The sequence below is a fragment of the Streptomyces sp. NPDC051569 genome, assembly GCF_044454085.1.
Lineage (GTDB): Bacteria > Actinomycetota > Actinomycetes > Streptomycetales > Streptomycetaceae > Streptomyces.
In genome coordinates, this window is record NZ_JBITDJ010000011.1 from 98843 (window position 1) to 124018 (window position 25176).

The window sequence follows — 25176 nt, forward strand, 5'->3', positions numbered from 1 at the left end:
AAGTCTCGGCGGTCCGTCGTCAGGATCGCGTCCGTACATGCGACACGCAAGCACCCGGCTGCCCACATGCCGTCGCACTCTGAGCCACCGGACGGTTACCGTCTCCACCGAGAAGTACACGACGCAGCACGACGCACCACGACGCACGACACACACCCGCCGCACCCGATGTACGAGGAGTCCCGTATGGCGACCACCGGCTGGAACGCGCGTGACATCCCCGACCAGAGCGGCCGCGTCGCCGTGGTCACCGGGGCCAACAGCGGGATCGGGTTCGTCACGGCCCGTGAGCTGGCCCGGCGCGGGGCGCGGGTGGTCCTCGCGTGCCGGAGCGAGAGCCGGGGCGCGTCGGCGGCGGCCGGGATCGCCGCCGAGGTGCCGGGCGCCGAGGTGGAGTTCCGGCCGCTGGACCTGGCGGACCTCGCCTCCGTACGGGAATTCGCCGCCGCCCTCCCGTACGAGCGGCTCGATCTGCTCATCAACAACGCGGGGGTGATGGCCCTGCCGTACGGGACGACGGCGGACGGGTTCGAGACCCAGTTCGGCGTCAATCACCTCGGCCACTTCGCCCTCACCGGACTGCTCCTCCCCCGGCTGCTGGCGACCGCGCGCGCCCGGGTGGTCTCGGTGTCCAGCGGTATGCACGCGATGGCCAACATCGACATCCGCGATCTCAACAGCGAACGCTCGTACCACCGCTGGGTGGCCTACGGCCGCTCCAAGTCGGCGAATCTCCTCTTCGTCCACGAGCTGGCCAGGCGGCTGGCCGCCGCCGGCTCCGACGTGGTCGCCGCCGCCGCGCACCCCGGCTACGCGGACACCAACCTCCAGACGGCCGCCGTCCGGATGGAGGGCCGCAGGACCGCCGAGCGGGTCGTGTCCCTCGTCAACCGGGCCATCGCCCAGCCCCCCGAGGCGGGCGCCCTGCCGACGCTGTACGCGGCGACCGACCCCGGCGTACGGCCGGATTCGTTCACCGGTCCCCGGTTGCTGGGCTGGCGGGGCGCGCCCACCCCGTCCTGGCGGGCCCCGTGGACCGTGAACGACCTCGCCGGCGAGCGGCTGTGGGCGGAGTCCGAACGGCTCACCGGGGTCACCGCCCTCGCCGGTCCCACCGGTCCCACCGGCCCCTCCGGCGCCACCCGAGCCGTCTGACCGCAGGACGAAGGGGCGGGGGACGAAGGGACGGGCGCCCCGCACAAGGCGCCCGCCCCTTCACTGTGCACCGGAGCCGTCCGCCGGTCGGTGAGGGTCGGGGTGACCGGACGGCGCTCCGGTGGTCCATCGGCTCCGGCGCTCTACCGTGAGTCGCTCCCGCTCGACCGGGCCGCCGCGCGCCCCGCCTCCAGCCGCGCCACAGGAATCCGGAACGGCGAGCAGGAGACGTAGTCCAGGCCCACCTCGTGGAAGAAGTGCACCGACTCCGGGTCGCCGCCGTGTTCGCCGCAGATCCCGAGCTTGAGGCCCGGGCGGGTGGCCCGGCCCGCCTCGGCCGCGCTGCGGACGAGCGCGCCCACACCGTCCCGGTCGATCGTCTCGAACGGGGAGACCCCGAAGATGCCCTTCTCCAGGTAGGCCGTGAAGAAGCTCGCCTCCACGTCGTCGCGGGAGAAGCCCCAGACGGTCTGGGTGAGGTCGTTCGTCCCGAACGAGAAGAATTCCGCGGACTCCGCGATCTGCCCGGCGGTCAGCGCGGCGCGCGGCAGTTCGATCATCGTGCCGAGTGCCAGCTTGATCTCGACACCCGTGGCCCGTTCGACCTCGGCGATGACCAGCTCGGCCTCGTCCCGGACGATCTCCAGCTCCTGGACCGTACCGACGAGCGGGATCATGATCTCGGCGCGCGGGTCGCCCTTGGCGTTCTTGCGTGCGGCGACCGCCTCCGCGATCGCCCGTACCTGCATGGTGAACAGGCCCGGGATGACCAGGCCGAGCCGGACCCCGCGCAGGCCGAGCATCGGGTTCTGCTCGTGCAGCCGGTGGACGGCCTGCAGGAGGCGGAGATCGTTCTCGTTGTGGTCCTGGCGGGCCTCGGCGAGGGCGACCCGTACCGACAGTTCGGTGATGTCGGGGAGGAATTCGTGCAGCGGCGGGTCGAGCAGCCGGACCGTCACCGGGAGCCCGTCCATCGCCTCGAAGAGCTCGATGAAGTCGCTGCGCTGAAGCGGCAGCAGTCCGCTGAGGGCTTCGGTGCGCTCGTCGTCGGTGTCGGCGAGGATCAGCTTCTCGACCATCCCGCGGCGCTCGCCGAGGAACATGTGCTCGGTGCGGCACAGCCCGATGCCCTGGGCTCCGAAGCGGCGGGCGCGCAGGGCGTCCTCGGCGTTGTCGGCGTTGGCGCGCACCCGGAGCCGGCGGCGGCGGTCGGCGTACGACATGATCCGGTGGACCGCCTTGACCAGTTCGTCGGCGTCGTCGGCGCCCGCGTGCATCCGGCCCTCGAAGTACTCGACGACGGGCGACGGGACGACCGGGACCTCGCCGAGGTAGACCTTGCCGGTGGATCCGTCGACGGAGACGATGTCGCCCTCCTCGATGACGGTCCCGCCCGCCGTCAGCCGGCGGGCCTTGGTGTCGACCTCCAGCTCCTCGGCGCCGCAGACACAGGTCTTCCCCATGCCACGCGCGACGACGGCGGCGTGCGAGGTCTTGCCGCCGCGTGAGGTCAGGATGCCCTCGGCGGCGATCATGCCGTCCAGGTCGTCGGGGTTGGTCTCGCGGCGGATGAGGATGACCTTCTCGCCGGAGCGGGACCATTTGATGGCGGTGTACGAGTCGAAGACGGCCTTGCCGACGGCGGCGCCCGGCGAGGCGGCGATCCCGCGCCCGAGCATCTCGCGCTTCGCGTCGTCGTCGAAGCGCGGGAACATCAGCTGGGCGAGCTGGGCGCCGTTGACCCGCTGGAGCGCCTCGGCCTCGTCGATCAGTCCCTGGTCGACGAGCTGGGTGGCGATGCGGAAGGCGGCGCCGGCGGTGCGCTTGCCGACCCGGGTCTGGAGCATCCACAGCCTGCCCCGCTCGATGGTGAACTCGATGTCGCACAGGTCCCGGTAGTGCGTCTCCAGAGTCTCCATGATGCCCATGAGCTGGTCGTACGAAGGCTTGTCGATGGTCTCCAGGTCGGCGAGGGCCACGGTGTTGCGGATGCCCGCGACGACGTCCTCGCCCTGGGCGTTCTGGAGGTAGTCGCCGTACACGCCCTGCTGGCCGCTGGCGGGGTCGCGGGTGAAGGCGACGCCCGTACCGGAATCGGGGCCGAGGTTGCCGAAGACCATGGAGCAGATGGTGACGGCGGTGCCGAGGTCGCCGGGGATGCGCTCCTGGCGGCGGTAGAGCTTCGCCCGGTCGGTGTTCCACGACGCGAAGACGGAGCGGATCGCGAGGTCGAGCTGCTCACGCGGGTCCTGCGGGAAGTCGCGGCCGGCCTCCCGGGAGACGATCTCCTTGAACCGCTCGACCAGCCTCTTGAGGTCCCCGGCCGCCAGGTCCACATCGGTGGCGGCCGAAGCGGCCCGTTTGGCCTCCTCCAGCGCCGTCTCGAAGAGGTCGCCGTCGACGCCGAGCACGGTCCTGCCGAACATCTGGATGAGCCGGCGGTACGAGTCCCACGCGAAGCGCTCGTCACCGGCCTGCGCGGCGAGTCCGGCGACGGAGGCGTCGGAGAGCCCGACGTTGAGGACCGTGTCCATCATGCCGGGCATGGAGAACTTGGCGCCGGAGCGCACGGAGACGAGCAGCGGGTCGTCGGTCTGGCCGAGCCGTTTGGCCATCCGCTTCTCCAGGGCGTCGAGGTGCGCACTCACCTCGTCGCTCAGGGCGGCCGGTTCCTTGCCCCGGTCGAGGTAGAAATTGCACGCCTCGGTGGTGATGGTGAAGCCCGGCGGGACGGGCAGCCCGAGGTTGGTCATCTCGGCGAGGTTGGCGCCCTTGCCGCCGAGGAGGTGCTTCAGATCCTTGTTGCCCTCGGTGAAGTCATAGACGAACTTCACATCTTGAGCCTCGGGGGTCATGGGGGTATCGGGGGTGGCTGTGTGGGGACCTTCGGTTTCCGACACGGGTCTCGACTCCTCGAGGACGCGGTGGCTGCCCTGACGGCGAGGAACATACCCAGATCAAAGGCGTCTGGGCACCGCCACTTGCCTGTCATGCGGCCTTAACCACTCGTCCGCCAGCAGATCGAAAGTGAGGCTGGGGCGACCGGCGGGCCCCGGCTCCTTCATTCGTCGAAGCGGGGATGACTCACCCATGACCTCGGATGCTCATACGAGCGACAGCTTCGACGTTTGAGTTTACGCCTTGAACGGAGAAGGGGTGGCACCAGGTGCCACCCCTTCCGGAAGTGCAGTCAGCTCGCGCAGACTCATCTGAGCAACATGCCCATCAAACGTGTCGAGAATCACGCCCCCGACAGCTCGTCATTCCGCGGCCGGCTCCCCGGACGGCCCAGCGGACGGCTCAGCGGCACGGTCACGCAGCACCGCGAGATCCACTTCCTCCAGGCTCTCCACGAAGGAACGCCGGACCGCGGGACCCACCGGCAGCAGGGACGGCACCACGATCACCGCGCACCCCGCCGCCTGGGCCGAAGCGGCGCCGTCCGGTGAGTCCTCGACCGCGACACACGCCTCGGGCGCGACGCCGAGGCGCTCGGCCGCCACCCGGTAGGGGTCGGGGTGCGGCTTGGTCCGTACGGTGTCGTCGGCCGAGAGCGTGAAGGCGAACGGGACATCGGCCAGCGAGCCGCCGACCACCGAGTCCACCACGCTTCGCGGCGACGCGCTCACCAGGGCGAACGGCACACCGGCCGCCTCCAGGTCGGCCAGCAGCCGACGGGCGCCGGGGCGCAGCGGGGCGCCCGCGTCGACCCGCCGGAAGAAGGATCCGGTCAGGTCGGCGGCGACGGTCCCGGGGTGGCCCGCTCCCGTGACCCGCACCAGGTGCGCGGCGGTGTCCGCGACGGCCCGGCCGACGACCTCCGGCGCGTCCGCGTCGGTGAGCCGGTGGCCGAGACCGGCCGCGATCTCGGCCGCTGTCTCCCACCACAGCACCTCGGTGTCGACCAGGGTGCCGTCCATGTCGAAGAGGACGGCCGCGGGCGCGTTCACGCGGCCTTCCCGGTGATCGCGGGGACGACCAGCACGGGGCGCTGCGAGGGGGTGACCGTCGCCCGGACGCCGGGGACCAGTTCACCGGCGTCCCGCGACGGCACGTCGGACTTGATCGAGCCGCCGCCGGGCAGGTCGAGCAGGACCCGGGTGACCGAGCCGAAGAAGGACGCGGAGACGACCGTGGCCGTGCCGTCCGGGTCGGCGGTGGCGGTGATGTTCTCGGGGCGGATCAGCACCTCCACCTCGCGGCTCACCGGGATCTCGCCGTCCACGGGCAGGGTGCTGCCCGCGACCTCGACGCGACCGCCGTCCACGAGGCGTCCGGGCAGCCGGTTCATCGCGCCGACGAACTCGGCGACGAAGGGCGTGGCGGGCCGCTCGTACAGCTCGGCCGGCGGCGCGCACTGCTCCAGCCGGCCGGCGTTCAGCACCGCGACCCGGTCGGCCATGGAGAGCGCCTCCTCCTGGTCGTGGGTGACGAAGATGGTGGTGATGCCCAGCGACAGCTGGAGGCGCCGGATCTCCTCACGCAGCGAGAGCCGGACCTTGGCGTCGAGCGCCGAGAGCGGTTCGTCGAGCAGCAGGACGCGCGGGCGCAGCGCCAGCGCGCGGGCCAGCGCGACGCGCTGCTGCTGGCCGCCGGACATCTGGTGCGGGAAGCGGTCGCCGTGCTCGGGCAGGCCGACCAGGTCGAGGAGTTCCGAGGCGCGGGAGCGCCGCTCGGCCGCGGACACCTTGCGTACCCGCAGTCCGAAGGCCACGTTGTCGCGGGCGTTGAGGTGCGGGAAGAGGCTGTACGACTGGAAGACCATGCCCGCGTCGCGCCGGTTGGCCGGCACGCGCGTGATGTCCTCGCCGTCCACCAGCACCTCGCCCGCGTCCGGCTGCTCGAACCCGGCGAGGACCCGCAGCGCCGTGGTCTTGCCGCAGCCCGAGGGGCCGAGCAGGGCGAGCAGTTCACCGGGCCTGGCCGTCAGGTCGAGGCCGTTGAGGGCGACGGTGGAGCCGAAGGCCCGGCGCAGTCCGCGGAACTCGACGAGGGCGCCGGCGGCGCCCGGCCGCTCGGCGGTCGCTGTGGAGGTGGATGGCGTGGCGGTCATGGGCGGCTACTCCTTGCCGGAGACGGGAGGGGCGGGCGTCGCGGCGGGCGCCGCGACCGTACGGGTACCGGCGCGGGAGAGGACCAGCAGCAGCGCCCAGGTGATGAGCAGGCTGAGGATGGACACGGCGACGGACATACGCGCCTCGGCGCCGGAGACGACGACGATCCACACCGCGAAGGGCCGGAAGCCGAGGAGCGAGGCGATGGTGTACTCGCCCAGGACCAGCGCCAGGGTGAGGAAGGAGGCGCCGGCCAGCGAGGAGCGCAGGTTGGGCAGGATGACCCGGAGGATCACGTACAGGCGGCCCGCTCCGAGGTTTCGCGCGGCCTCGACGAGGGTGGGCACGTCGATCGCGCGCAGCCCGGCGTCCAGCGAGCGGTAGACGAACGGCAGCGCGAGCACGGTGTACGCGAGGACCAGCACGATGGGGAACGACTCGTCCTGCACGGCCAGGAACGTCTGGTAGAGCGGCGTACGGGAGAGGTGGTCGGGCCCCCAGCGCAACACGGTCGTGATGCCGGTGACCAGGGCGATCGGCGGCACCACCAGCGGCAGCATGCAGACGACCTCGACGATGGGCCGCAGCCGCGCCGGGCCGAGGCGTACGGCGATCAGCGCCGGGACCGCGAGGAGCAGGGCGAGCGCGATCGTCGCGGCGGCGAGGCCGAGCGAGAGCAGCAGGCTCTCGGTGAAGCCGTCCTCGGAGAAGATCCCGGTGTACGCGTCGAACGAGATGCCCTGTCCGGGGATGTGCACCGTGAACACGAACGAGGACAGCAGCGGCGCGACGAAGTAGATCGCGGCGAGCGCCAGGACGATGCCGCGCCACGCGCGCGGGCGGCGCCGGGTCCCGGCGTTCCCGCGACGCCCGGAGGGGGCGTCCTTCCCGGGCACGGCGGCGGCCGGGGTGGTGGCGGTGGGGGTCAGTGCAGCCATCGGGTGCTCCGTCGCTGGAGGGGCAGATAGACCGCCATGACCAGGCCGGCGATCACGATCATGTCGAGGCCCATGGCGAGCGCCACGTTCTCCTGACCGACCAGGACGTTGCCGGAGAGCGCGTCCGCGATCTTCAGGGTGACCAGCGGGACGGAGCCGCCGACCAGCGCGGCCGCGGTGCCGTGCGCCGCGAAGGCGCTGCCGAAGAGCAGGACGAACCCGCCGAGCAGTGAGGGCGCGAGGACCGGCAGCCCGACGTGGCGCCAGAACTGCCAGGCGGTGGCCCCGGCGTTCTGCGCGGCTTCCCGCCACTGCGGGCGCAGCCCGTCCAGCGCCGGGACGCTGACCAGCACCATCAGCGGCACCAGGAAGTACAGGTAGATGACGGCGAGTCCGGTGAACGAGTACAGGTCCCAGCCGAGACTGTCGAGATGGCCGAGCTGGGTGATCACACCGGAGATGCCGAGGGTGGCGACGAACGCGAAGGCCAGCGGGATGCCGCCGAAGTTGGCGAGCACGCCGGAGGCGGTGAGGACGGCGTTGCGCAGTGCGCTGCCCCGCGAGGTCACGACCGCCTGGGCGATCAGTATGCCGACCACGGTGGCGATCACGGCGGTCACCGCGGACAGCTGGACGCTGCCGATCAGGGAGCCGAGGTAGGGGCCCTGGAGCGAGCGCTGGATGTGCTCGCCGGTCACGGCGGTGGCGCCGGTGGCCGGGTCGCTGCGGGTGACGGCCCCGTAGATCAGGGCGCCGACCGGCAGTCCGAAGGCCACGGCGGCGAAGACGAACAGCGGGAGGGCGCCGAGCCAGACGCGCGGCGCCCGCCGCCGACGGCGGTTGCCGTCGGCGGCGCCCGGTGCGGGCGCGGGCGCGGCCGCCGGAGCGGCCGGGCCCGGGGCGGGCGGAGTGAGGGCGGTCATCAGGAGACGGCCTTGTCCCAGTTCTCGGCGAGGGTGGCGCTGGCCTTGTCCGTCTGAGCGGCGTCCGGGAAGGTCGGCGAGCCGCCCTCGACCTGGGCAAGCTTGGCGACAAGGGTGTTGTCGGCGGTGCCGTCGGCGACCATGGCGGGCAGCAGGACGGGGCGGGCGTAGCCCTTCACCCAGAGGTTGTGGCCCTCGGCGCTGTACAGGAACTCTTCCCACAGGCGGGCGGCCGCCGGGTGGGGGGCGTCCTTGTTGATGGCCTGGTTGTAGTACTGGGCGTACATGCCGTCCTTGGGAACGTTGACCTTCCAGTCCACGCCCTTGCCGGCGAACTTCTCGGCGTAACCGGAGTTGAGGTACTCCCAGTCGATCGAGATGGGCGTCTCGCCCTTCTCGATCGTCGCGGGGGTCGACTCGACGGGGATGAAGTTGCCGTTCTTCTTCAGCTTGCCGAAGAAGTCGATGCCGGGCTGGATGTCGTCGAAGGAGCCGCCGTTGGCGAGGGCCGCCGCGTACAGGCCACCGAAGGCGGAGCCGGACTTGGTGGGGTTGCCGTTGAGCGCCACCTTGCCCTTGTACTCGGGCTTGAGGAGATCGGCGAAGGTCTCGGGGCAGTTCTTGATGCGCTTGGCGTCGCAGCCGATGGAGACGTAGCCGCCGTAGTCGTTGAAGTAACGGCCCTCGGGGTCCTTCTGGGCGGCCGGGATCTTGTCCCAGGCCTCGACCTTGTACGAGGCGAACAGGCCCTCGGCGGAGCCGCTGCGGGCGAAGGCGATGCCGAGGTCGAGGACGTCGGGGGCGCGCTTCTGGCCCTTGCGGGACTTGACGGCGGCGATCTCGTCGGAGCTGGAGCCGTCCGGGTTGTCGCTGTTGATCTTGATCTTGTACTTGGCTTCGAAGGTCTTGATCATCTCGCCGTAGTTCGCCCAGTCCGGCGGCAGGGTGATCACGTTGAGCTCACCCTCCTTCTGCGCCGCGGCGACGAGCTTGTCCATGCCACCGAAGTCGGCCACCGACGTGGCGGTCCTGGCGTCGACGCCACCGGTGGCGGCTGCGGGCTCTTCGGCCGCACCACAGGCGGTGAGCGCGGTGAGGGCGGCGGTGCTGAGCGCCAGGGCGGCAACGAGCCGGCCGTTGGCGCGGACGCGAAGTCGGGTCACGCGGTGTCTCCCGGAAGCAAAGGTGGTTTCACTTGTTCATACAAGCTGGGACCAGTTCGCCCGGTCCACATGACCGAAGAGTGAACGAACGATGGCCGCAGCGACACAGCCGAAGGAAGACCAAAACCGCACAACCCGCTGATCATCAGGGTTTTCGTAGGCTAATCATGATCAATAAGGCGTGCGGGGGGAGTCACGCCCCGTGACACGTGCAGTTAAAGTGAAGACCAGGTTCGCAGCGAGTAAGCGCGCCTGTGCACAGTTCAGGAATTCCACGGGACCCGACCACCTCTCCCGGGGACCGACCGAGGGGGCAGGCGTGGGCAGTTCGCGCTATCTGGAGATCGCGGAGGCGCTGCGGCAGTCGATCCTGCTCGGCGAGTACCCCGTGGGGGCCCGGCTCCCCTCGGAGAGCGATCTGGCCGCCCGCTGGCACGTATCGCGCGGCACGGTCCGCCAGGCAGCGGCGCTGCTCGCCTCGGAGGGCCTGATCGGCTCCCGGCAGGGCGCCCGGCGCGTCGTCCTGCGCCAGGAGCGCCGCCACAGTTTCCAGCAGCTCAACAGCTTCGCGCAGTGGGCGCAGACCATCGGCTGCGAGGTCTCCAGCCGCATTCTCAGCCGTACGGCACGCCCCGCGACCACCGAGGAGGCGTCCCGGCTCGGGATCGACCCGGGCGGTGAGGTGCTGTGCGTGGTGCGGCTGCGGCGGCTCGACGGGGAGCCGGTGATGATCGAGCGCACCGCGTACACCGAGTGGGTCGCACCCGTGGTGCGGGCGCTGCCCGAGGACTGCGTGTCCATCATGAACAGCATCGCGGAGGAGGCCGGCATCGTCGCGCACTACGGCGAGCACCTCATCGACGCCGTCGCGGCGGGCAGCGAGGACGCGAGGGCGCTCCAGGTCCGGCGCGGCAGCCCACTGCTGAGGCAGCGTCACCTGACCTACACCGCCGCGGGGCGCACGATCGAGTGGACCGACGACCGCTATCGCGCGGGGAGCGTCGCCTTCAGCGTGAGCAACTCCGCGGCGGCGACGCCCCTGGAGCGCCATGCCGGCCCGGAGGTCGGGGCGCGGACCTGACGGCCCCTCCGAAGCCTCGCGGTCTTCCCCCCGACCTCGCGGCCCCTCCCCGAACCTCGCGACCCCTCGCGCGCCACGCGGCCTCTCCTGAACCCTCCCGAACCGTCGCGTCCCCTGCCGGCCTGGCGGATCAGCCGCCCGAGGTGTCCAGTTCGGCGTCCGCGCTGATGCCCGCGCAGTCGTACGGGTCCTTCAGCCAGCCGTCCGGCAGGACCACCCGGTTATTCCCCGACGTCCGTCCGCGCGGCCCGTCCGCGCCCTCCGGCCAGGGCTGGTCCAGATCCAACCCGCCCATCAGATCGTCCAGTTCGGCCAGGGACGAGGTGATCGCCAGCTGCTTGCGCAGCTGCGAGCCGACCGAGAAGCCCTTGAGGTACCAGGCCACGTGCTTGCGGAAGTCGATCACCCCGCGCTTCTCGTCGCCGATCCACTCCCCGAGCAGCTGCGCGTGCCGCCGCATCACGACCGCGACCTCCCGCAGCGCGGGCCGGGCGGGCGCCCCCGTCCCCTCGAAGGCCGCGACCAGGTCCGCGAAGAGCCAGGGCCGCCCCAGGCAGCCGCGCCCCACGACCACCCCGTCGCACCCGGTCTCGCGCACCATCCGCAGCGCGTCCTCGGCCGACCAGATGTCGCCGTTGCCGAGGACCGGGATCTCCGGAACATGCTCCTTGAGCCGCGCGATCGCGTCCCAGTCCGCCGTACCGCCGTAGTGCTGCGCGGCGGTTCTGCCGTGCAGCGCGACGGCCGTGACGCCTTCCTCGACCGCGATCCGGCCGGCGTCGAGGTAGGTGGTGTGGTCGTCGTCGATGCCCTTGCGCATCTTCATGGTGACGGGCAGGTCCCCCGCGTTGGAGACCGCCTCGTGCAGGATCGCCCGCAGCAGCGGCCGCTTGTACGGAAGTGCGGAGCCGCCGCCCCTGCGGGTCACCTTGGGCACCGGGCAGCCGAAGTTCAGATCGATGTGGTCGGCGAGATCCTCGTCCACGATCATGCGGACGGCCTTGCCGACGGTGACCGGGTCCACCCCGTACAGCTGGATCGAGCGCGGCGTCTCCGTCGCGTCGAAGTGGATGAGCTGCATGGTCTTCTCGTTGCGCTCGACCAGCGCCCGAGTGGTGATCATCTCACTGACGAACAGCCCCTTCCCGCCGCTGAATTCGCGGCAGAGGGTGCGGAAGGGCGCGTTGGTGATCCCGGCCATCGGCGCGAGCACCACCGGCGGGCGCACGGTGTACGGGCCGATGGCGAGCGGAGCGGTCACCGTCGCGGCGGGCGGAGCGGTCGTGGGCGAGCCGAGCGGGGCGAGCGGAGCGGTCATCCGCCCATTGTCGCGCACGACGACATTCATTAGTTAGCCGTACTATCGACACATGTCCGAGCTGAGCCACCGACGGAAATCTCTGGTTCTGGCGATCTGCTGCATGAGTCTGCTGATCGTCAGCCTGGACAACACCGTTCTCAACGTAGCCCTGCCCTCCCTGCAGAGGGAACTGCACACCTCGCTCTCCGGGCTCCAGTGGACGATCGACGCCTACACCCTCGTCCTCGCCTCGCTGCTGATGCTCGCGGGATCCACCGCCGACCGGATCGGCCGCAGACGCGTCTTCACCATCGGCCTCGTCCTCTTCACCCTCGGCTCGCTGCTCTGCTCCCTCGCTCCGAACCTCGAATCACTGATCATCTTCCGCATGGTGCAGGCCGTCGGCGGTTCGATGCTCAACCCGGTCGCCATGTCGATCATCACCAACACCTTCACCGCCCCGCGCGAGCGTGCCCGCGCCATCGGGGCCTGGGGCGCCGTCGTCGGCATCTCGATGGCGGCGGGACCGCTGGTCGGCGGCCTGCTGGTGGACACGGTCGGCTGGCGGTCGATCTTCTGGCTCAACCTCCCCATCGGACTCGCCGCCCTGCTGCTGACCTGGCGGTACGTCCCTGAGTCCCGCGCCCCGAAGCCGCGCCGCCCCGACCCCGTCGGACAGCTGCTGGTCATCGGCGTCCTCGGCTCGCTGACCTACGCGATCATCGAGGCACCCGCGGCGGGCTGGACCTCACCACTGATCATGTCCTTCGCCGGCGTCGCGGCCCTCTCGCTGACGGGGCTGCTCCTGTACGAACCGAGACGTGCGGAGCCGCTGATCGACCTGCGGTTCTTCCGCAGCGCGCCGTTCAGCGGGGCGACCGTCATCGCCGTGGCCGGATTCGCCGGGCTGGGGGGATTCCTCTTCCTCAACACGCTCTTCCTCCAGGAAGTACGCGGCCTCTCCGCACTGCGCGCCGGGCTGTACATCCTGCCGATGGCGGCCATGACCTTCGTCTGCGCCCCGCTGTCAGGACGACTGGTCGGCAGTCGCGGACCCCGGCTCCCCCTGCTGGTCGCGGGGGTCGCCATGACGGCGAGCGGTGTGCTGTTCGCCGCGTTCGGCGCGGAGTCGAGTACGCCGCTGCTCTTCACCGGGTACGTCCTGTTCGGCATCGGCTTCGGCATGGTGAACGCGCCGATCACCAACACCGCCGTCTCCGGCATGCCCCGCTCGCAGGCGGGCGTCGCGGCCGCCGTCGCCTCCACCAGCCGCCAGATCGGCCAGACGCTGGGCGTCGCGGTGATCGGGGCCGTCCTGGCGGGCGGGGTCGCCTCGGCCTCGTACCGGACGGGCTTCACGGACGCGAGCCGCCCCGCCTGGTGGATCATCGCGGGCTGCGGCCTGTGCGTCCTGCTGGTGGGCGCGCTCACCAGCGGGCACTGGGCCCGGGGGACGGCGCGGCGCACGGCGGAACGGCTGGAGGAGCCCACGGTGGCCCAGGCCACGGCGGGCAGCAGATCCTGAGGCCCCGCGCCCGGGAGCGGAACGGCCAGGGGCCCGGATCACCGAGGTGATCCGGGCCCCTGACGGTGCGCGGGTGGTGCCGGAGGGTCAGCCCTGCTCGGCGGGGGCGGACGACTCGCCTGCGCCGGCCGCTCCGGCGGCACCGTCCCGCTGCTCGCCCTGTGCGTCCTGCTCGCCCTCGACGCCGGCGCGCTCGCGCATCTTGCGCAGCAGCTCCTGCTTGTGGTCGTCGGCGACCTTACGGTCGGCGTTGCGGGCCGGACCGTTGCCCTGCTGGTCGGCGCGGGACAGCTTCTTGCGCTGTCCGCCCACGCCGAGGAGGTTGTTGCGGCTCTTTGCCACGGGGTTCTCCCGAAGTGATGAGAAGTGATCTGCGGAATCGTCGGTGGGGGGCGGGCCGGGTCCGCCGCGCTCTCACTCGTAGATCTGGAAGAACATGTCCTTGACGCTACCACCGGGCGAGACCGGGAGGTAACGCGTTTTCCGCCGTCCGCGACAAACAGGGGATGACAGATATTGAAATCTGTCATCCCTCGTGCCATGCTGGTGGTACGTCCTCAGCGGCCGCCTGCGGGAGACCCCGCGCGCGACCTGCTGGACGGCGTCAAGGATTCGCACCGGGATCGCATCGGAGGAGTTCCTCATGACCAGCATCTCCAACATCCCCACCACCCGCCTCCCGGGCCGCACCCTGGGCAGCACCGGACCCCAGGTCTCCGCGGTCGGCCTCGGCTGCATGGGCATGTCCGGGATGTACGCGGGCGCCGATCGCGCCGAGTCCGTCGCCACCATCCACGCCGCCCTGGACGCCGGCGTCACCCTGCTCGACACCGGCGACTTCTACGGCATGGGTCACAACGAGCTGCTGATCAACGAAGCGCTGCGCACGGCCCCCGCCGCCGCCCGCGAGCGGGCCCTCGTCAGCGTCAAGTTCGGCGCCCTGCGCGACCCGGAGAACGGCTGGGGCGGCCTCGACGGCCGCCCGGCCGCCGTGAAGAACTTCGCCGCGTACTCGCTGGGACGCCTCGGCACCGACCACATCGACATCTACCGGATCGCCCGCATCGATCCGGACGTCCCGATCGAGGAGACGGTCGGCGCCATCGCCGAGCTGATCGAGGCGGGGCACGTGCGCCATATCGGCCTCTCCGAGGCCGGTGCGCGGTCCATCCGCCGGGCGGCCTCCGTCGCCCCGATCTCCGACCTCCAGATCGAGTACTCCCTGATCTCGCGCGGGATCGAGGACGAGATCCTGCCGGTCCTCCGCGAACTGGGCATCGGCGTCACGGCGTACGGAGTGCTCTCCCGTGGCCTGATCAGCGGGCACTTCACCGCCGAACGCGAGCTGTCCGCAGGCGACTTCCGCGCGGCGAGCCCCCGCTTCCAGGGCGACAACCTCCAGCACAATCTCGCGCTGGTCGAAGCGCTGCGCAAGATCGCCGAGCAGAAGGGCGTCTCGGTCGCCCAGACCGCCATCGCCTGGGTGCTGTCCCGGGGCGAGGACATCGTGCCGCTCGTCGGGGCTCGGCGCCGCGACCAGCTGACCGAGGCCCTCGGCGCCCTTGACGTCATACTCGACGCCGACGACCTGGCCGCCATCGAACGGGCCGTTCCGGCAGGCGCCGCCGCCGGCGACCGCTATCCGGCCGCCCAGATGCCGTACCTGGACAGCGAGAGCTGACCACCGGGCTCGTTCGCCGGCTTGTCGCGTCTGACAGGTACCGTCATCTGTCAGATCCACCGCACAAGCCATGAAAGGTCGGACATCCCATGGCCGCCGAGACCCTGACCACGGAGCGCATCCTCGAAGCCACCGAGGAGGTGCTGCGCCGCTACGGCCCGGCGAAGGCGACCGTCGTCGATGTGGCGCGGGTCCTGGGTGTCAGTCATGGCAGTGTCTACCGGCACTTCCGCACCAAGGCGGCGCTGCGGGAGGCGGTCACGGCGCGCTGGCTGAGCCGTACCGAGGTCGCTCTGCGGCAGATCACCGACGCGGCGCCCGATCCCGGGCCGGAGAAGCTGCGCGAGTGGCTGCTGGCGCTGTTCGACTCCAAGCGTCACAAGGCCGGTGACGACCCCGAGCTGTTCGCCACGTTCTCCGTGCTCATCGGGGAGAGCAGCGAGGTGGTCGACGCGCATCTGACGGAACTGACCGGCCAGCTCACCCGGATCGTCGAACAGGGCGTGCGGGCGGGCGAGTTCACGGCGGCGGATCCCGCGAGCACGGCCGGGGCGGTGTTCGCCGCCACCGCGCGCTTCCATGACCCGTCCTACGCCCCCGAGTGGCGAAAGCCCGCGATCGACGCCGAGTTCACCGCCGTCTGCGATCTGGTGCTGCGCGGGCTGCGGGCCTGACGGCGTCCAGGGTCCTGTCCGCCTCCTGGGACGGCGGACAGGACCCTGGACGGGCCCGGGGGCTCAGGCAGGCTCAGGACGGACGGGAGCGGCCCGTCAGCCCGCGGCCGGGTCCACCGTCGCCTGATGGGCTTCGGTGAGATGTTCCTCGGCCTTGAGCCACGGCAGGAACTGCGCGGGCTTGCGCCAGCCGCAGGTGTCACATATCAACGACCGCTGTACGCCTGCCTTCTGGACGCGTACGACATGCTCACGTCCGTGCTGATCCCATCTGCTGACCTTGCTGGTGGTCGTGGACGGCATCCGTACCTCCTGTTGACGTGTACGCCCGGTGTGCGACGAAGCCCCCGGCTCCGTCGCGGAACCGGGGGCTTCGAGCTACGACCGTAACCGGCCGTACCCCTTCAGGGGATTCAGCAGCCGAGCAGGCGGCCGCCCAGGTAGCTCTGGATCTGGTCCAGGGAGACGCGCTCCTGCTTCATCGTGTCGCGCTCGCGCACGGTCACCGCGTTGTCGTCGAGGGTGTCGAAGTCGACGGTGACGCAGAACGGCGTACCGATCTCGTCCTGGCGGCGGTAGCGGCGGCCGATGGCGCCCGCGTCGTCGAACTCGATGTTCCAGTTGCGCCGCAGGTCCGTCGCGAGGCCCTTGGCCTTCGGCGAGAGCTGCGGGTTACGGGACAGCGGCAGCACGGCGACCTTCACCGGCGCGAGGCGCGGGTCGAGGCGCAGCACGGTGCGCTTCTCCAGCACGCCCTTGGCGTTGGGCGCCTCGTCCTCGTTGTACGCGTCGAGGAGGAAGGCGAGCATCGCGCGGCCGACACCGGCGGCCGGCTCGATGACGTACGGGGTCCAGCGCTCGCCGGCCTCCTGGTCGAAGAACGACAGGTCGTGGCCGGACGCCTTGGCGTGCGCGGAGAGGTCGTAGTCGGTGCGGTTCGCGACACCCTCCAGCTCGCCCCACTCGTTGCCGCCGAACTGGAAGCGGTACTCGATGTCGGCGGTGCGCTTGGAGTAGTGGGAGAGCTTCTCCTTGGGGTGGTCGTACCAGCGCATGTTCTCCTCACGGAGACCCAGGTCGCGGTACCAGTTCCAGCGCTGCTCCATCCAGTACTCCTGCCACTCCTCGTCCTCACCCGGCTTGACGAAGAACTCCATCTCCATCTGCTCGAACTCGCGGGTGCGGAAGATGAAGTTGCCCGGCGTGATCTCGTTCCGGAAGGACTTGCCCATCTGCGCGATGCCGAACGGCGGCTTCTTGCGCGAGGTCTGCTGGACCTGGGCGAAGTTGGTGAAGATGCCCTGCGCGGTCTCGGGACGCAGGTAGGCGACGGAGCCGGTGTCCTGGGTCGGGCCGAGGTGCGTCGAGAGCAGGCCGGAGAACTGCTTGGGCTCGGTGAAGGTGCCCTTGTTTCCGCAGTTCGGGCAGTTGAGGTCGGTGAGGCCGTTCTCGGGGGCCTTACCGTGCTTCGCCTCGTACGCCTCCTCAAGGTGGTCCGCGCGGAACCGCTTGTGGCAGGACGTGCACTCGGTCAGCGGGTCGGTGAAGGTCGCGACGTGGCCGGACGCCTCCCAGACCTCCGTGGCCAGGATCACCGACGAGTCGAGACCGACAACGTCCTCGCGCGAGGTGACCATGTAGCGCCACCACTGACGCTTGAGGTTCTCCTTCAGCTCGACTCCGAGCGGCCCGTAGTCCCAGGCGGCTCGCTGACCACCGTAGATCTCACTGGACGGGTAGACGAAGCCACGGCGCTTGCTCAGGTTGACGATGCTGTCGATCTTGTCGGCGGCCACGGTGCTCTCTTCATTACGACGACGAACGGCGAATGCTTCAGGTTAGCGGCGGGCGCACCCCTTCGATCAAATCGGTTCGGGGTTCGAGACCTCGAAACCCCTTGTTGACAATCGTTTCCACTTTTGTTGAAAATGACTGTCATGAACGTACGACGCCTCATACCCACCACGGCCCTCGCCGGAGCGGTCACGCTCGGCCTGGTCGCCCTGTCCGCCTGCTCCTCCCCGGACGCCGCCGGGAGCAGGAGCGGAGGCAAGCTGGCGGTGACCGCGTCGTTCTACCCGATGCAGTTCCTGGCCCAGCAGATCGGCGGCGACCTGGTCTCCGTCACCACCCTGACCAAGCCCGGCGTCGAACCGCACGACCTGGAACTCACGCCCCGGCAGGCCGCCCGGCTCGGTGAGGCGGACGTCGTCCTGTACCTCAAGGGGATCCAGCCCGCCGTCGACGAGGCGATCTCCCAGTCCGGCGTCAAGCACGTCGTCGACGCCGCGACCCTCACCACGCTGGAGAAGCACGGCACCGAGGTCGGTCACGACCACGCAGCAGGGGAACACGGCGGGGAGGAAGAATCTTCCCAGGCCGGCGGGGACCCGCACATCTGGCTGGACCCGGTGAAGTACGCGGAGGTCGCGAAGGGCGTCGGCGCCTCCCTGGAGAAGGCCGACCCGGACCACGCCGCCGCGTACCGGACGAACACCGCGACCCTGGTCAAGAAGCTCGGCGGCCTCGACACCGCGTTCAAGCAAGGTCTCGCCAGGACCACGACGAAGACCTTCATCACCACGCACGCGGCCTTCGGCTACCTCGCCGAGCGGTACGGCCTGGAGCAGGAGGCCATCTCCGGCATCGACCCGGAGGCCGAGCCGAGCCCCGCGCGGGTCAAGGCCCTGGAGGCCATCGCGCGGAAGGACAAGGTCAGCACCGTATTCTTCGAAACGCTCGCCAGCGACAAGACCGCCAAGACCCTCGCCGGGGACTCCGGACTGAAGACCGACGTCCTGGACCCGCTGGAGGGAATCACGGACAAGTCCAAGGGCGCTGACTACATCGAGGTCATGGAGTCCAACCTCGCCGCGCTCCGGAAAGCGCTCGGCGCGAAGTGAGCCATGCGCCACCTGAAGTGAACCAGCTGAGAGCAGCATCGGAGGCGCCCCCCATGGCGACTGTGGAGAGCGGACAGACCGCGCGAGCGGCACGGACAGCCAGGACCGGACCGGATGACGGCGCCGCGCCGGTCATCACCGTCCGTGGGGCCACGGCCACGCTCGGCTCGCGCCCCGTGCTGCGCGGCATCGACCTGACCGTGCACCGGGGTGAGGTGGTCGCCCTGCTGGGCGCCAACGGCTCCGGCAAGTCCACCGCCGTCCGGTCGGTGATCGGCCAGGTACCCCTGACCGGTGGTGAGATATCGCTCTTCTCGACCCCGCTGCGGCACTTCCGCGACTGGGCGCGCGTCGGTTACGTACCCCAGCGCACCACGGCGGCGAGCGGCGTGCCCGCGACCGTCCGCGAGATCGTCTCCTCCGGCCGGCTCTCCCGTACGAAGCTGGGCCGGCCGACCAAGGCCGACCGGGCCGCCGTCCAGCGGGCCCTCGAACTGGTCGGGCTCGCCGACCGGGCCAAGGACTCCGTGAGCGCGCTCTCCGGCGGCCAGCACCAGCGTGTGCTGATCGCCAGGGCGCTCGCCGCCGCCCCCGAGCTGCTGATCATGGACGAGCCGATGGCGGGCGTCGACCTGGCCAGCCAGGCCGTCCTCGCCACGACCCTGCGCGAACAGGTCGCCGCCGGCACGACCGTGCTGCTCGTCCTGCATGAGCTGGGCCCGCTGGAACCGCTGATCGACCGCGCGGTGGTCCTGCGCGACGGCCTGGTGGCGCACGACGGACCGCCGCCGGGGGCCGCCGCGGCCGGCCACGACCCCGAGCCCGCGACCCAGCCGGGCTGCCACCCCCACGCGGCCGGCGAGCCGCTCCGTACAGGACTGCTGACCTGACCATGGAAATCCTCCAGACCGCCCTCATGCAGCGGGCGTTGCTCGCCGCCGTACTGGTCGGCATCACCGCGCCCGCCATCGGTATCTATCTCGTCCAGCGCCGCCAGGCGCTGATGGGCGACGGCATCGGCCATGTCGCGATGACCGGCGTCGGCCTGGGCTTTCTGCTCTCCACCAGCCCGGTGTGGATGGCGACGCTGGTCTCGGTCGTCGGCGCCGTCACGATGGAGCTGGTCAGGGCGTACGGGCGCACGCGCGGGGACATCGCGCTGGCCATGCTGTTCTACGGCGGGATGGCGGGCGGCGTCATGCTGGTCAGCCTCTCGCCGAACGGCTCCCCCGGCGTCCTCAGTTCGTACCTCTTCGGCTCCTTGTCGACGGTCTCACCGCAGGACGTGACAGCGATCTCGGTGCTCGCCGGTTTTGTGGTGCTGGTCACCGTGGGGCTGCGGCGCCAGCTCTTCGCGGTCAGTCAGGACGAGGAGTTCGCCCGGGTCACCGGGCTGCCGGTCCGGGCCCTCAACCTGCTGATCGCCGTCACGGCCGCCGTCACGGTCTCCGTCGCCATGCGGGTCGTCGGGCTGCTGCTCGTCAGCGCGCTGATGGTGGTTCCGGTCGCGGCGGCCCAGCAGATCACCCGGTCCTTCGCCGTCACCTTCGTCCTGGCCGTCGTGATCGGCACGGCTGTGACACTGGCCGGCACCGTCACCTCCTATTACCAGGACGTACCGCCCGGCGCGACGATCGTCCTGATCGCCATCGCCGTCTTCGTGGCCCTGACCGCCCTCGCCACTCCACTGGCACGACGGCGGGCCCGCGCGGCAAGAAGCGCGGAGGAAACGGGAGTCGGGGGCGGGAGCGCAGGGCTGACCCCGGACGTACCCGCCACGCGGCGTCCCGCCGACGACATCACGGTGTGACCGCGAGCTGGCAGAATGACGCCACGGAAGCGGGCAACGCCCGGCGGATACGGGCAGAGGCAAGGAGGCAGCTGTGACGACTGCGCCCAGCGGTGGATCGAGTACGGCCCCCGTGCGCGGCCGATCCACCCGCCAGCGTGCCGCCGTGGCGGCGGCGTTGGACGAGGTGGAAGAGTTCCGCAGCGCACAGGAACTCCACGACATGCTCAAACACCGCGGTGACTCGGTCGGGCTGACGACCGTCTACCGCACACTCCAGTCCCTCGCCGACGCGGGCGAGGTCGATGTCCTGCGGACCAACGACGGCGAGTCGGTCTACCGGCGCTGCTCGTCCGGCGACCACCACCACCATCTGGTGTGCCGGGTCTGCGGGTGCGCCGTCGAGGTCGAGGGGCCCGCGGTGGAACAGTGGGCGGAGACGGTCGCGGCGCAGCACGGCTTTGTGAGCGTGGCGCACACGGTCGAGATCTTCGGCACCTGCGCGGAGTGCTCGGCGGCCAAGAACTAGCGCCTCTCCCGGCAGGCTTTGCCCCGTCAGGCAGTCGGCGGGCGGTGGGTGAGAACCCACCGCCCGCCGGTGCGTGCCGGTCCGTACGTCAGCCCCGCTGTTCCCCGTACGCGTTCTCGTCCTCGTCCTCGTCGGTCGCCAGGTTGGGCAGCGCCCCGCCGAAGCGCCGGTCCCGGGACGCGTACTCCAGGCAGGCCCGCCACAGGTCGCGGCGGTCGAAGTCCGGCCACAGCACGTCCTGGAAGACCATCTCCGCGTAACTGGACTGCCAGATCAGGTAGTTGGACGTGCGCTGCTCCCCACTGGGGCGCAGGAAGAGGTCCACGTCCGGCATGTCCGGGTAGTACAGGTACTTGGCGAAGGTCTTCTCGTTGACCTTCGACGGGTCGAGCTTGCCGGACGCCACATCGGCCGCCAGGGCCTGCGCCGCGTCCGCGATCTCCGCACGGCCGCCGTAGTTGACGCAGAAGTAGAGCGTCATGGCGTCGTTGTCCTTGGTCTGCTCCTGCGCGACCTGGAGCTCCTGGACGACCGACTTCCACATCTTCGGCATCCGGCCGACCCAGCGGATCCGGATGCCCAGCTCGTTCATCTCGTCGCGGCGGCGCCGGATGACATCGCGGTTGAAGTTCATCAGGAAGCGCACCTCGTCGGGCGTGCGCTTCCAGTTCTCGGTGGAGAAGGCATACAGGGAGAGGTTCTTGACGCCCATCTCCAGACAGCCCTTGAGTACGTCGAGGACGACGCCCTCGCCCACCTTGTGGCCCTCGGTGCGCGGCAGCCCGCGCTCCTTGGCCCAGCGGCCGTTCCCGTCCATGACGCATGCCACATGCTTCGGCACCAGCTCGGCGGGGATCTTCGGCGGGACCGCACCGGAGGGATGCGGCTCGGGCGTCTTGTACTCGCGGTGGGAACGTCCCAGAAGTCCGCGTCGTGCCATGCGCTCTCGTCTCCTAGTTCTTCTCTACGTATCTGAGCGAGCGCAGGCCGCGCTCCAGATGCCAGTGCAGATAGGCGGACACCAGTCCGCTGCCCTCCCGGACATGCCGCGCCTCGCACGCGTCGGCCGTCCCCCAGTCACCGGTCAGCAGCGCGCTGAGCAGTCCGACGGCCTCCGCAGAGGGTACGACGCTGCCGGGCACCCGGCAGTCGCCGCATACGACTCCGCCCGATGCGACCGAAAAGAAGCGGTTGGGGCCGTGAAGTCCGCATTTCGCGCAGTCGTCGAAGCTCGGCGCGTAGCCGTTGACGGCGAGGGAGCGCAGCAGAAAGGCGTCCAGGATCAGATGGGGGGCGTGCTCGCCACGGGCGAGGGTGCGCAGCCCGCCGACGAGGAGCAGGTACTGCTGGACCGCCGGCTCGCCCTCATGGTCGGTGAAGCGCTCGGCGGTCTCCAGCATGGCGGTCCCCGCGGTGTAGCGGGCGTAGTCAGTGACGATCCCGCCACCGTACGGAGCGATGGTCTCGCTCTGGGTGCAGAGCGGCAGCCCCCGGCCGACGAGTTCACCGCCGCGCGCGAAGAACTGGACGTCGACATGGGAGAACGGCTCCAGCCGCGCCCCGAACTTGGACTTCGTCCGCCGGACTCCCCGGGCGACGGCGCGGACGCGGCCGTGGCCGCGGGTCAGGAGCGTGATGATGCGGTCGGCCTCACCGAGCTTCTGGGTGCGCAGCACCACGCCGTCGTCCCGGAAAAGACTCATGCCCCCATTCTCCCGCATCCGCGCCGGGGCCTTTCGCGCGGTGGCGCCCCGCCCGGTGCGCGCCCGCAGGACGGCGCGTTCAGGACGGCGTGCCCTTGAGCGCCCTCAGGACGGCGTGCCGGAGGCGGCCAGCAGGAGTCTCGCCGTGTCGTCGGCGCACAGGTGGAGCGCGCCGCCCACCGTGCTGAGGACCTCCCGCTCGGCCGGGCTGTACGGCCCGTCGGCCAGGGCGATCCTGGCGCCCTGGAGGAGGAGCGACTCCCGGCCGGCCGGGGCCAGGTGCGGGGCCAGCGGCTCCAGCGACTCGTGCAGTTCGATGGCGAGCGCGGCGTCGCACGGGCCCGAATCGGCGAGACACCGGCCGGTGTCCGCCGCGAGCCCGTCCACCAGATTCGTCAGCCGCTCCTCGGTGCAGTCCTCGAAGCCGGCCGCGCGGACGGTGAGGACCGCCGTCTCCACGGCCGTACGGGACGCGATGCCGCCGGCCGCGAGGACGGCGAGCGTGACCGTGTGGACGGCGTCACGCAGCATGGTGGAGAAGCGGATGGTGGTCGGGTGATCGAGCGCGTCCGTGCCGAAGTGGGTGTGGCAGGCGGCGCATTCGATGACGGGGCCGGTGCGGCCGCGTGCCAGCAGCGGAATGCCGAGCACGGTGAAGCGGCGACGGCCGGTCCGGCGGCGGTAGTTCCGGTCGCCACCGCAGTCGGAGCAGAAGAACTCCCCGTCACCGACGGTGTTCCACGACGTACGCATGCCGCAGATGCGCAGTTTTCGGCCGCTTGATCCTGACACTGGCAGCACGCGCGCACCTCCGTAACGCTCCGGCAACATTGCCGCGTTGACGTGATGTTAGCCACATCTACGAGGTGGCGTCAGTACCTCGGCGTGAGATCGCCACGACATGGCCGAACCCCGCCCACCGCGGGCCGGTGGACGGGGTCGGTGAAAGCTCAGGTCAGCGCGTCGCGCCGGTCCGTGAGAACGCGGCTCAGCGGGTCGCGCGGTTCACCGCGGAGATGACCGCCTTCAGCGACGCCCGCGTGGTGTTGGCGTCGATCCCGATGCCCCACAGCACCTTCTCGTCGATCGCGCATTCGATGTACGAAGCGGCCTGCGCACTCGCGCCTTCGCTCATGGTGTGCTCCTGGTAGTCCAGCAGCCGGGCGTCCACTCCGACCGTGGCCAGGGCCTCGAAGAAGGCCGAGATCGGGCCGTTTCCGGTGCCGGTCAGGACCGTCTCCGCACCGTCCACGACGGCCTGGACGGTCAGCGTGTCCCGGCCGTCCGTGTCGGTCGTGGTCTGGCCGGAGCGCAGCTGGACGCGGCCCCAGGCGTTCTCCGGGTTGGGCAGGTACTCGTCCTGGAAGACCGACCAGATCTGGCCGGGCGTGACCTCGCCGCCCTCGGCGTCCGTCTTGGCCTGGATGATCCGGGAGAACTCGATCTGCATCCGGCGCGGCAGGTCCAGCTTGTGGTCGTTCTTCAGGACGTACGCGACACCGCCCTTGCCGGACTGCGAGTTGACCCTGATGACGGCCTCGTAGGAGCGGCCCACGTCCTTGGGGTCGATCGGCAGGTAGGGCACGGCCCACTCGATCTCGTCGACCGTCCTGCCCAGGGCGGCGGCGTCGGCCTCCCGCGCGTCGAAGCCCTTCTTGATGGCGTCCTGGTGGGAGCCGGAGAAGGAGGTGTAGACCAGGTCGCCCGCGTACGGGTGGCGCGGGTGGACCTCCATCTGGTTGCAGTACTCGCTCGTACGGCGGATCTCGTCGATGCGCGAGAAGTCGATCTGCGGGTCGATGCCCTGCGAGAACAGGTTCATGCCCAGCGTCACCAGGTCGACGTTGCCGGTGCGCTCGCCCTGGCCGAACAGGCAGCCCTCGATGCGGTCGGCGCCGGCCATGAGTGCCAGCTCCGCGGCGGCGACGGCGGTGCCCCGGTCGTTGTGCGGGTGGACGGACAGGCAGACGTGCTCGCGGCGGGACAGATTCCGCGACATCCACTCGAAGCGGTCCGCGTGCGTGGACGGCGTCGACCGCTCCACCGTGGCGGGCAGGTTGAGGATGATCTCGCGGCCCTCCTCGGGCCCCCAGACGTCCATGACCGCCTCGCAGACCTCCAGGGCGAAGTCCAGCTCGGTGTCGGTGAAGATCTCCGGGCTGTACTGGTAGCCGAAGGTGGTCTCGGGGCCCAGGATCTTCTCCGCGTACTCCATCACCAGCCGGGTACCGTCCACGGCGATCTGCTTGACCTGCTCCTTCGAGCCGCGGAAGACGACCCGGCGGAAGGTGGGGGCCGTGGCGTTGTACAGGTGGACGGTCGCACGGTGGGCGCCGCGCAGCGACTCGACGGTGCGCTCGATCAGTTCCTCGCGCGCCTGCGTCAGGACGGAGATCGTCACGTCCTCGGGGATCGCTCCCTCTTCGATGATCGACCGGACGAACGCGAAGTCCGTCTCGCCGGAGGACGGGAAACCGACCTCGATCTCCTTGTATCCCAGGCGGACCAGCAGGTCGAACATCTCGCGCTTACGGGCCGGCGACATCGGGTCGATCAGCGCCTGGTTGCCGTCGCGCAGATCCGTGGAGAGCCAGCGGGGGGCGGTCGTGACCCGGTTGTCGGGCCAGCTGCGGTCCGGAATGTCCACGGCCTCGTACCGGCCGTACTTGTGGATCGGCATCCGGGACGGCCGCTGGGTGTGGGTCGCGTTGGTGATGGGCGTGGGGCGACCGACGGAAGAATCAGACATGGGTCAGGG

General features: G+C 70.5%; 23 protein-coding genes. 9 read left to right on the forward strand and 14 right to left on the reverse strand.

What is annotated here, in order from left to right:
• The first annotated feature begins 186 nt into the window (after positions 1-186).
• Positions 187-1155: an oxidoreductase gene (locus ACIBAE_RS17915; RefSeq protein WP_399285962.1), complete on the forward strand. Its 969-nt coding sequence runs from the start codon at positions 187-189 to the stop codon at positions 1153-1155.
• Positions 1156-1298: 143 nt separating this feature from the next.
• Here ACIBAE_RS17915 and ppdK read toward each other — a convergent pair whose 3' ends face one another.
• The 6 genes from ppdK to ACIBAE_RS17945 all read right to left on the reverse strand — a co-directional run bounded on the left by ppdK (position 1299) and on the right by ACIBAE_RS17945 (position 9233).
• Positions 1299-4010, reverse strand: a complete 2712-nt coding sequence (ppdK, locus tag ACIBAE_RS17920) for a pyruvate, phosphate dikinase (RefSeq protein ID WP_399285964.1) — start codon at positions 4008-4010, stop codon at positions 1299-1301.
• 405 nt (positions 4011-4415) lie between these two features.
• Positions 4416-5105 (reverse strand): HAD family hydrolase, encoded by a 690-nt coding sequence (locus ACIBAE_RS17925; RefSeq protein WP_399285966.1) that lies wholly within the window; start codon positions 5103-5105, stop codon positions 4416-4418.
• Positions 5102-6208, reverse strand: a complete 1107-nt coding sequence (locus tag ACIBAE_RS17930; protein ID WP_399285968.1) for an ABC transporter ATP-binding protein — start codon at positions 6206-6208, stop codon at positions 5102-5104. The genes ACIBAE_RS17925 and ACIBAE_RS17930 overlap by 4 nt, the downstream gene beginning before the upstream one ends.
• Positions 6209-6214: 6 nt before the next feature.
• Complete coding sequence (locus tag ACIBAE_RS17935) at positions 6215-7147, reverse strand: ABC transporter permease (RefSeq protein ID WP_399285970.1); 933 nt, start codon at positions 7145-7147, stop codon at positions 6215-6217.
• Positions 7135-8070 carry an ABC transporter permease gene (locus tag ACIBAE_RS17940; protein ID WP_399285972.1) on the reverse strand — a complete coding sequence of 312 codons (936 nt, stop codon included), beginning with the start codon at positions 8068-8070 and terminating at the stop codon, positions 7135-7137. The genes ACIBAE_RS17935 and ACIBAE_RS17940 overlap by 13 nt, the downstream gene beginning before the upstream one ends.
• Positions 8070-9233, reverse strand: a complete 1164-nt coding sequence (locus tag ACIBAE_RS17945; RefSeq protein WP_399285974.1) for an ABC transporter substrate-binding protein — start codon at positions 9231-9233, stop codon at positions 8070-8072. Before ACIBAE_RS17945 ends, ACIBAE_RS17940 begins: the two co-directional genes overlap by 1 nt.
• 319 nt (positions 9234-9552) lie before the next feature.
• Here ACIBAE_RS17945 and ACIBAE_RS17950 point away from each other — a divergent pair, with 319 nt between their 5' ends.
• On the forward strand, positions 9553-10314 hold the full coding sequence (locus tag ACIBAE_RS17950; protein WP_399285976.1) for a GntR family transcriptional regulator: 762 nt from the start codon (positions 9553-9555) through the stop codon (positions 10312-10314).
• Positions 10315-10444: 130 nt separating this feature from the next.
• On the opposite strand, the gene dusB is transcribed toward ACIBAE_RS17950, so the two are convergent.
• A complete protein-coding gene (gene dusB, locus ACIBAE_RS17955; protein WP_399285978.1) occupies positions 10445-11632 on the reverse strand; it encodes a tRNA dihydrouridine synthase DusB in 1188 nt (395 codons plus the stop codon).
• 52 nt (positions 11633-11684) lie between these two features.
• Here dusB and ACIBAE_RS17960 point away from each other — a divergent pair, with 52 nt between their 5' ends.
• Complete coding sequence (locus tag ACIBAE_RS17960) at positions 11685-13139, forward strand: MFS transporter (RefSeq protein ID WP_399285980.1); 1455 nt, start codon at positions 11685-11687, stop codon at positions 13137-13139.
• 87 nt (positions 13140-13226) lie between these two features.
• Here the strand turns inward: ACIBAE_RS17960 and ACIBAE_RS17965 are convergent, their stop codons facing one another.
• Positions 13227-13481, reverse strand: coding sequence for a DUF6243 family protein (locus tag ACIBAE_RS17965; protein ID WP_399285982.1), 255 nt, complete (start codon positions 13479-13481; stop codon positions 13227-13229).
• Between the two features lie 301 nt (positions 13482-13782).
• Here ACIBAE_RS17965 and ACIBAE_RS17970 point away from each other — a divergent pair, with 301 nt between their 5' ends.
• Together ACIBAE_RS17970 and ACIBAE_RS17975 are read left to right on the forward strand one after the other, a co-directional pair.
• The gene (locus ACIBAE_RS17970) at positions 13783-14820 is read left to right on the forward strand and encodes an aldo/keto reductase (RefSeq protein WP_399285984.1); all 1038 of its coding nucleotides are present in this window, start codon (positions 13783-13785) and stop codon (positions 14818-14820) included.
• Between the two features lie 89 nt (positions 14821-14909).
• Complete coding sequence (locus tag ACIBAE_RS17975; protein WP_399285986.1) at positions 14910-15494, forward strand: TetR family transcriptional regulator; 585 nt, start codon at positions 14910-14912, stop codon at positions 15492-15494.
• 96 nt (positions 15495-15590) lie between these two features.
• On the opposite strand, the gene ACIBAE_RS17980 is transcribed toward ACIBAE_RS17975, so the two are convergent.
• Positions 15591-15797 carry a hypothetical protein gene (locus tag ACIBAE_RS17980; RefSeq protein ID WP_399285988.1) on the reverse strand — a complete coding sequence of 69 codons (207 nt, stop codon included), beginning with the start codon at positions 15795-15797 and terminating at the stop codon, positions 15591-15593.
• A gap of 110 nt (positions 15798-15907) precedes the next feature.
• Complete coding sequence (locus ACIBAE_RS17985; protein ID WP_399285990.1) at positions 15908-17290, reverse strand: glycine--tRNA ligase; 1383 nt, start codon at positions 17288-17290, stop codon at positions 15908-15910.
• Between the two features lie 141 nt (positions 17291-17431).
• Here ACIBAE_RS17985 and ACIBAE_RS17990 point away from each other — a divergent pair, with 141 nt between their 5' ends.
• From ACIBAE_RS17990 to ACIBAE_RS18005, 4 genes are all read left to right on the forward strand, one after another.
• Complete coding sequence (locus ACIBAE_RS17990) at positions 17432-18397, forward strand: metal ABC transporter substrate-binding protein (protein WP_399285992.1); 966 nt, start codon at positions 17432-17434, stop codon at positions 18395-18397.
• A 53-nt stretch (positions 18398-18450) separates the two neighbouring features.
• Entirely contained in the window at positions 18451-19287 is an 837-nt protein-coding gene (locus ACIBAE_RS17995) for a metal ABC transporter ATP-binding protein (RefSeq protein WP_399285994.1), read from the forward strand.
• 2 nt (positions 19288-19289) lie between these two features.
• Positions 19290-20207 carry a metal ABC transporter permease gene (locus ACIBAE_RS18000; protein ID WP_399285996.1) on the forward strand — a complete coding sequence of 306 codons (918 nt, stop codon included), beginning with the start codon at positions 19290-19292 and terminating at the stop codon, positions 20205-20207.
• A gap of 73 nt (positions 20208-20280) precedes the next feature.
• Positions 20281-20715, forward strand: coding sequence for a Fur family transcriptional regulator (locus ACIBAE_RS18005; RefSeq protein ID WP_399285998.1), 435 nt, complete (start codon positions 20281-20283; stop codon positions 20713-20715).
• Positions 20716-20803: 88 nt separating this feature from the next.
• Here ACIBAE_RS18005 and ACIBAE_RS18010 read toward each other — a convergent pair whose 3' ends face one another.
• From ACIBAE_RS18010 to leuA, 4 genes are all read right to left on the reverse strand, one after another.
• Positions 20804-21655 (reverse strand): isoprenyl transferase, encoded by an 852-nt coding sequence (locus ACIBAE_RS18010; protein WP_399286000.1) that lies wholly within the window; start codon positions 21653-21655, stop codon positions 20804-20806.
• Between the two features lie 13 nt (positions 21656-21668).
• Positions 21669-22418, reverse strand: coding sequence for a DNA repair protein RecO (recO, locus tag ACIBAE_RS18015; RefSeq protein WP_399286002.1), 750 nt, complete (start codon positions 22416-22418; stop codon positions 21669-21671).
• A gap of 105 nt (positions 22419-22523) precedes the next feature.
• The gene (locus tag ACIBAE_RS18020; protein ID WP_399286004.1) at positions 22524-23171 is read right to left on the reverse strand and encodes a TerB family tellurite resistance protein; all 648 of its coding nucleotides are present in this window, start codon (positions 23169-23171) and stop codon (positions 22524-22526) included.
• 235 nt (positions 23172-23406) lie between these two features.
• Complete coding sequence (gene leuA, locus ACIBAE_RS18025) at positions 23407-25167, reverse strand: 2-isopropylmalate synthase (RefSeq protein ID WP_399286006.1); 1761 nt, start codon at positions 25165-25167, stop codon at positions 23407-23409.
• Positions 25168-25176: the final 9 nt, after the last annotated feature.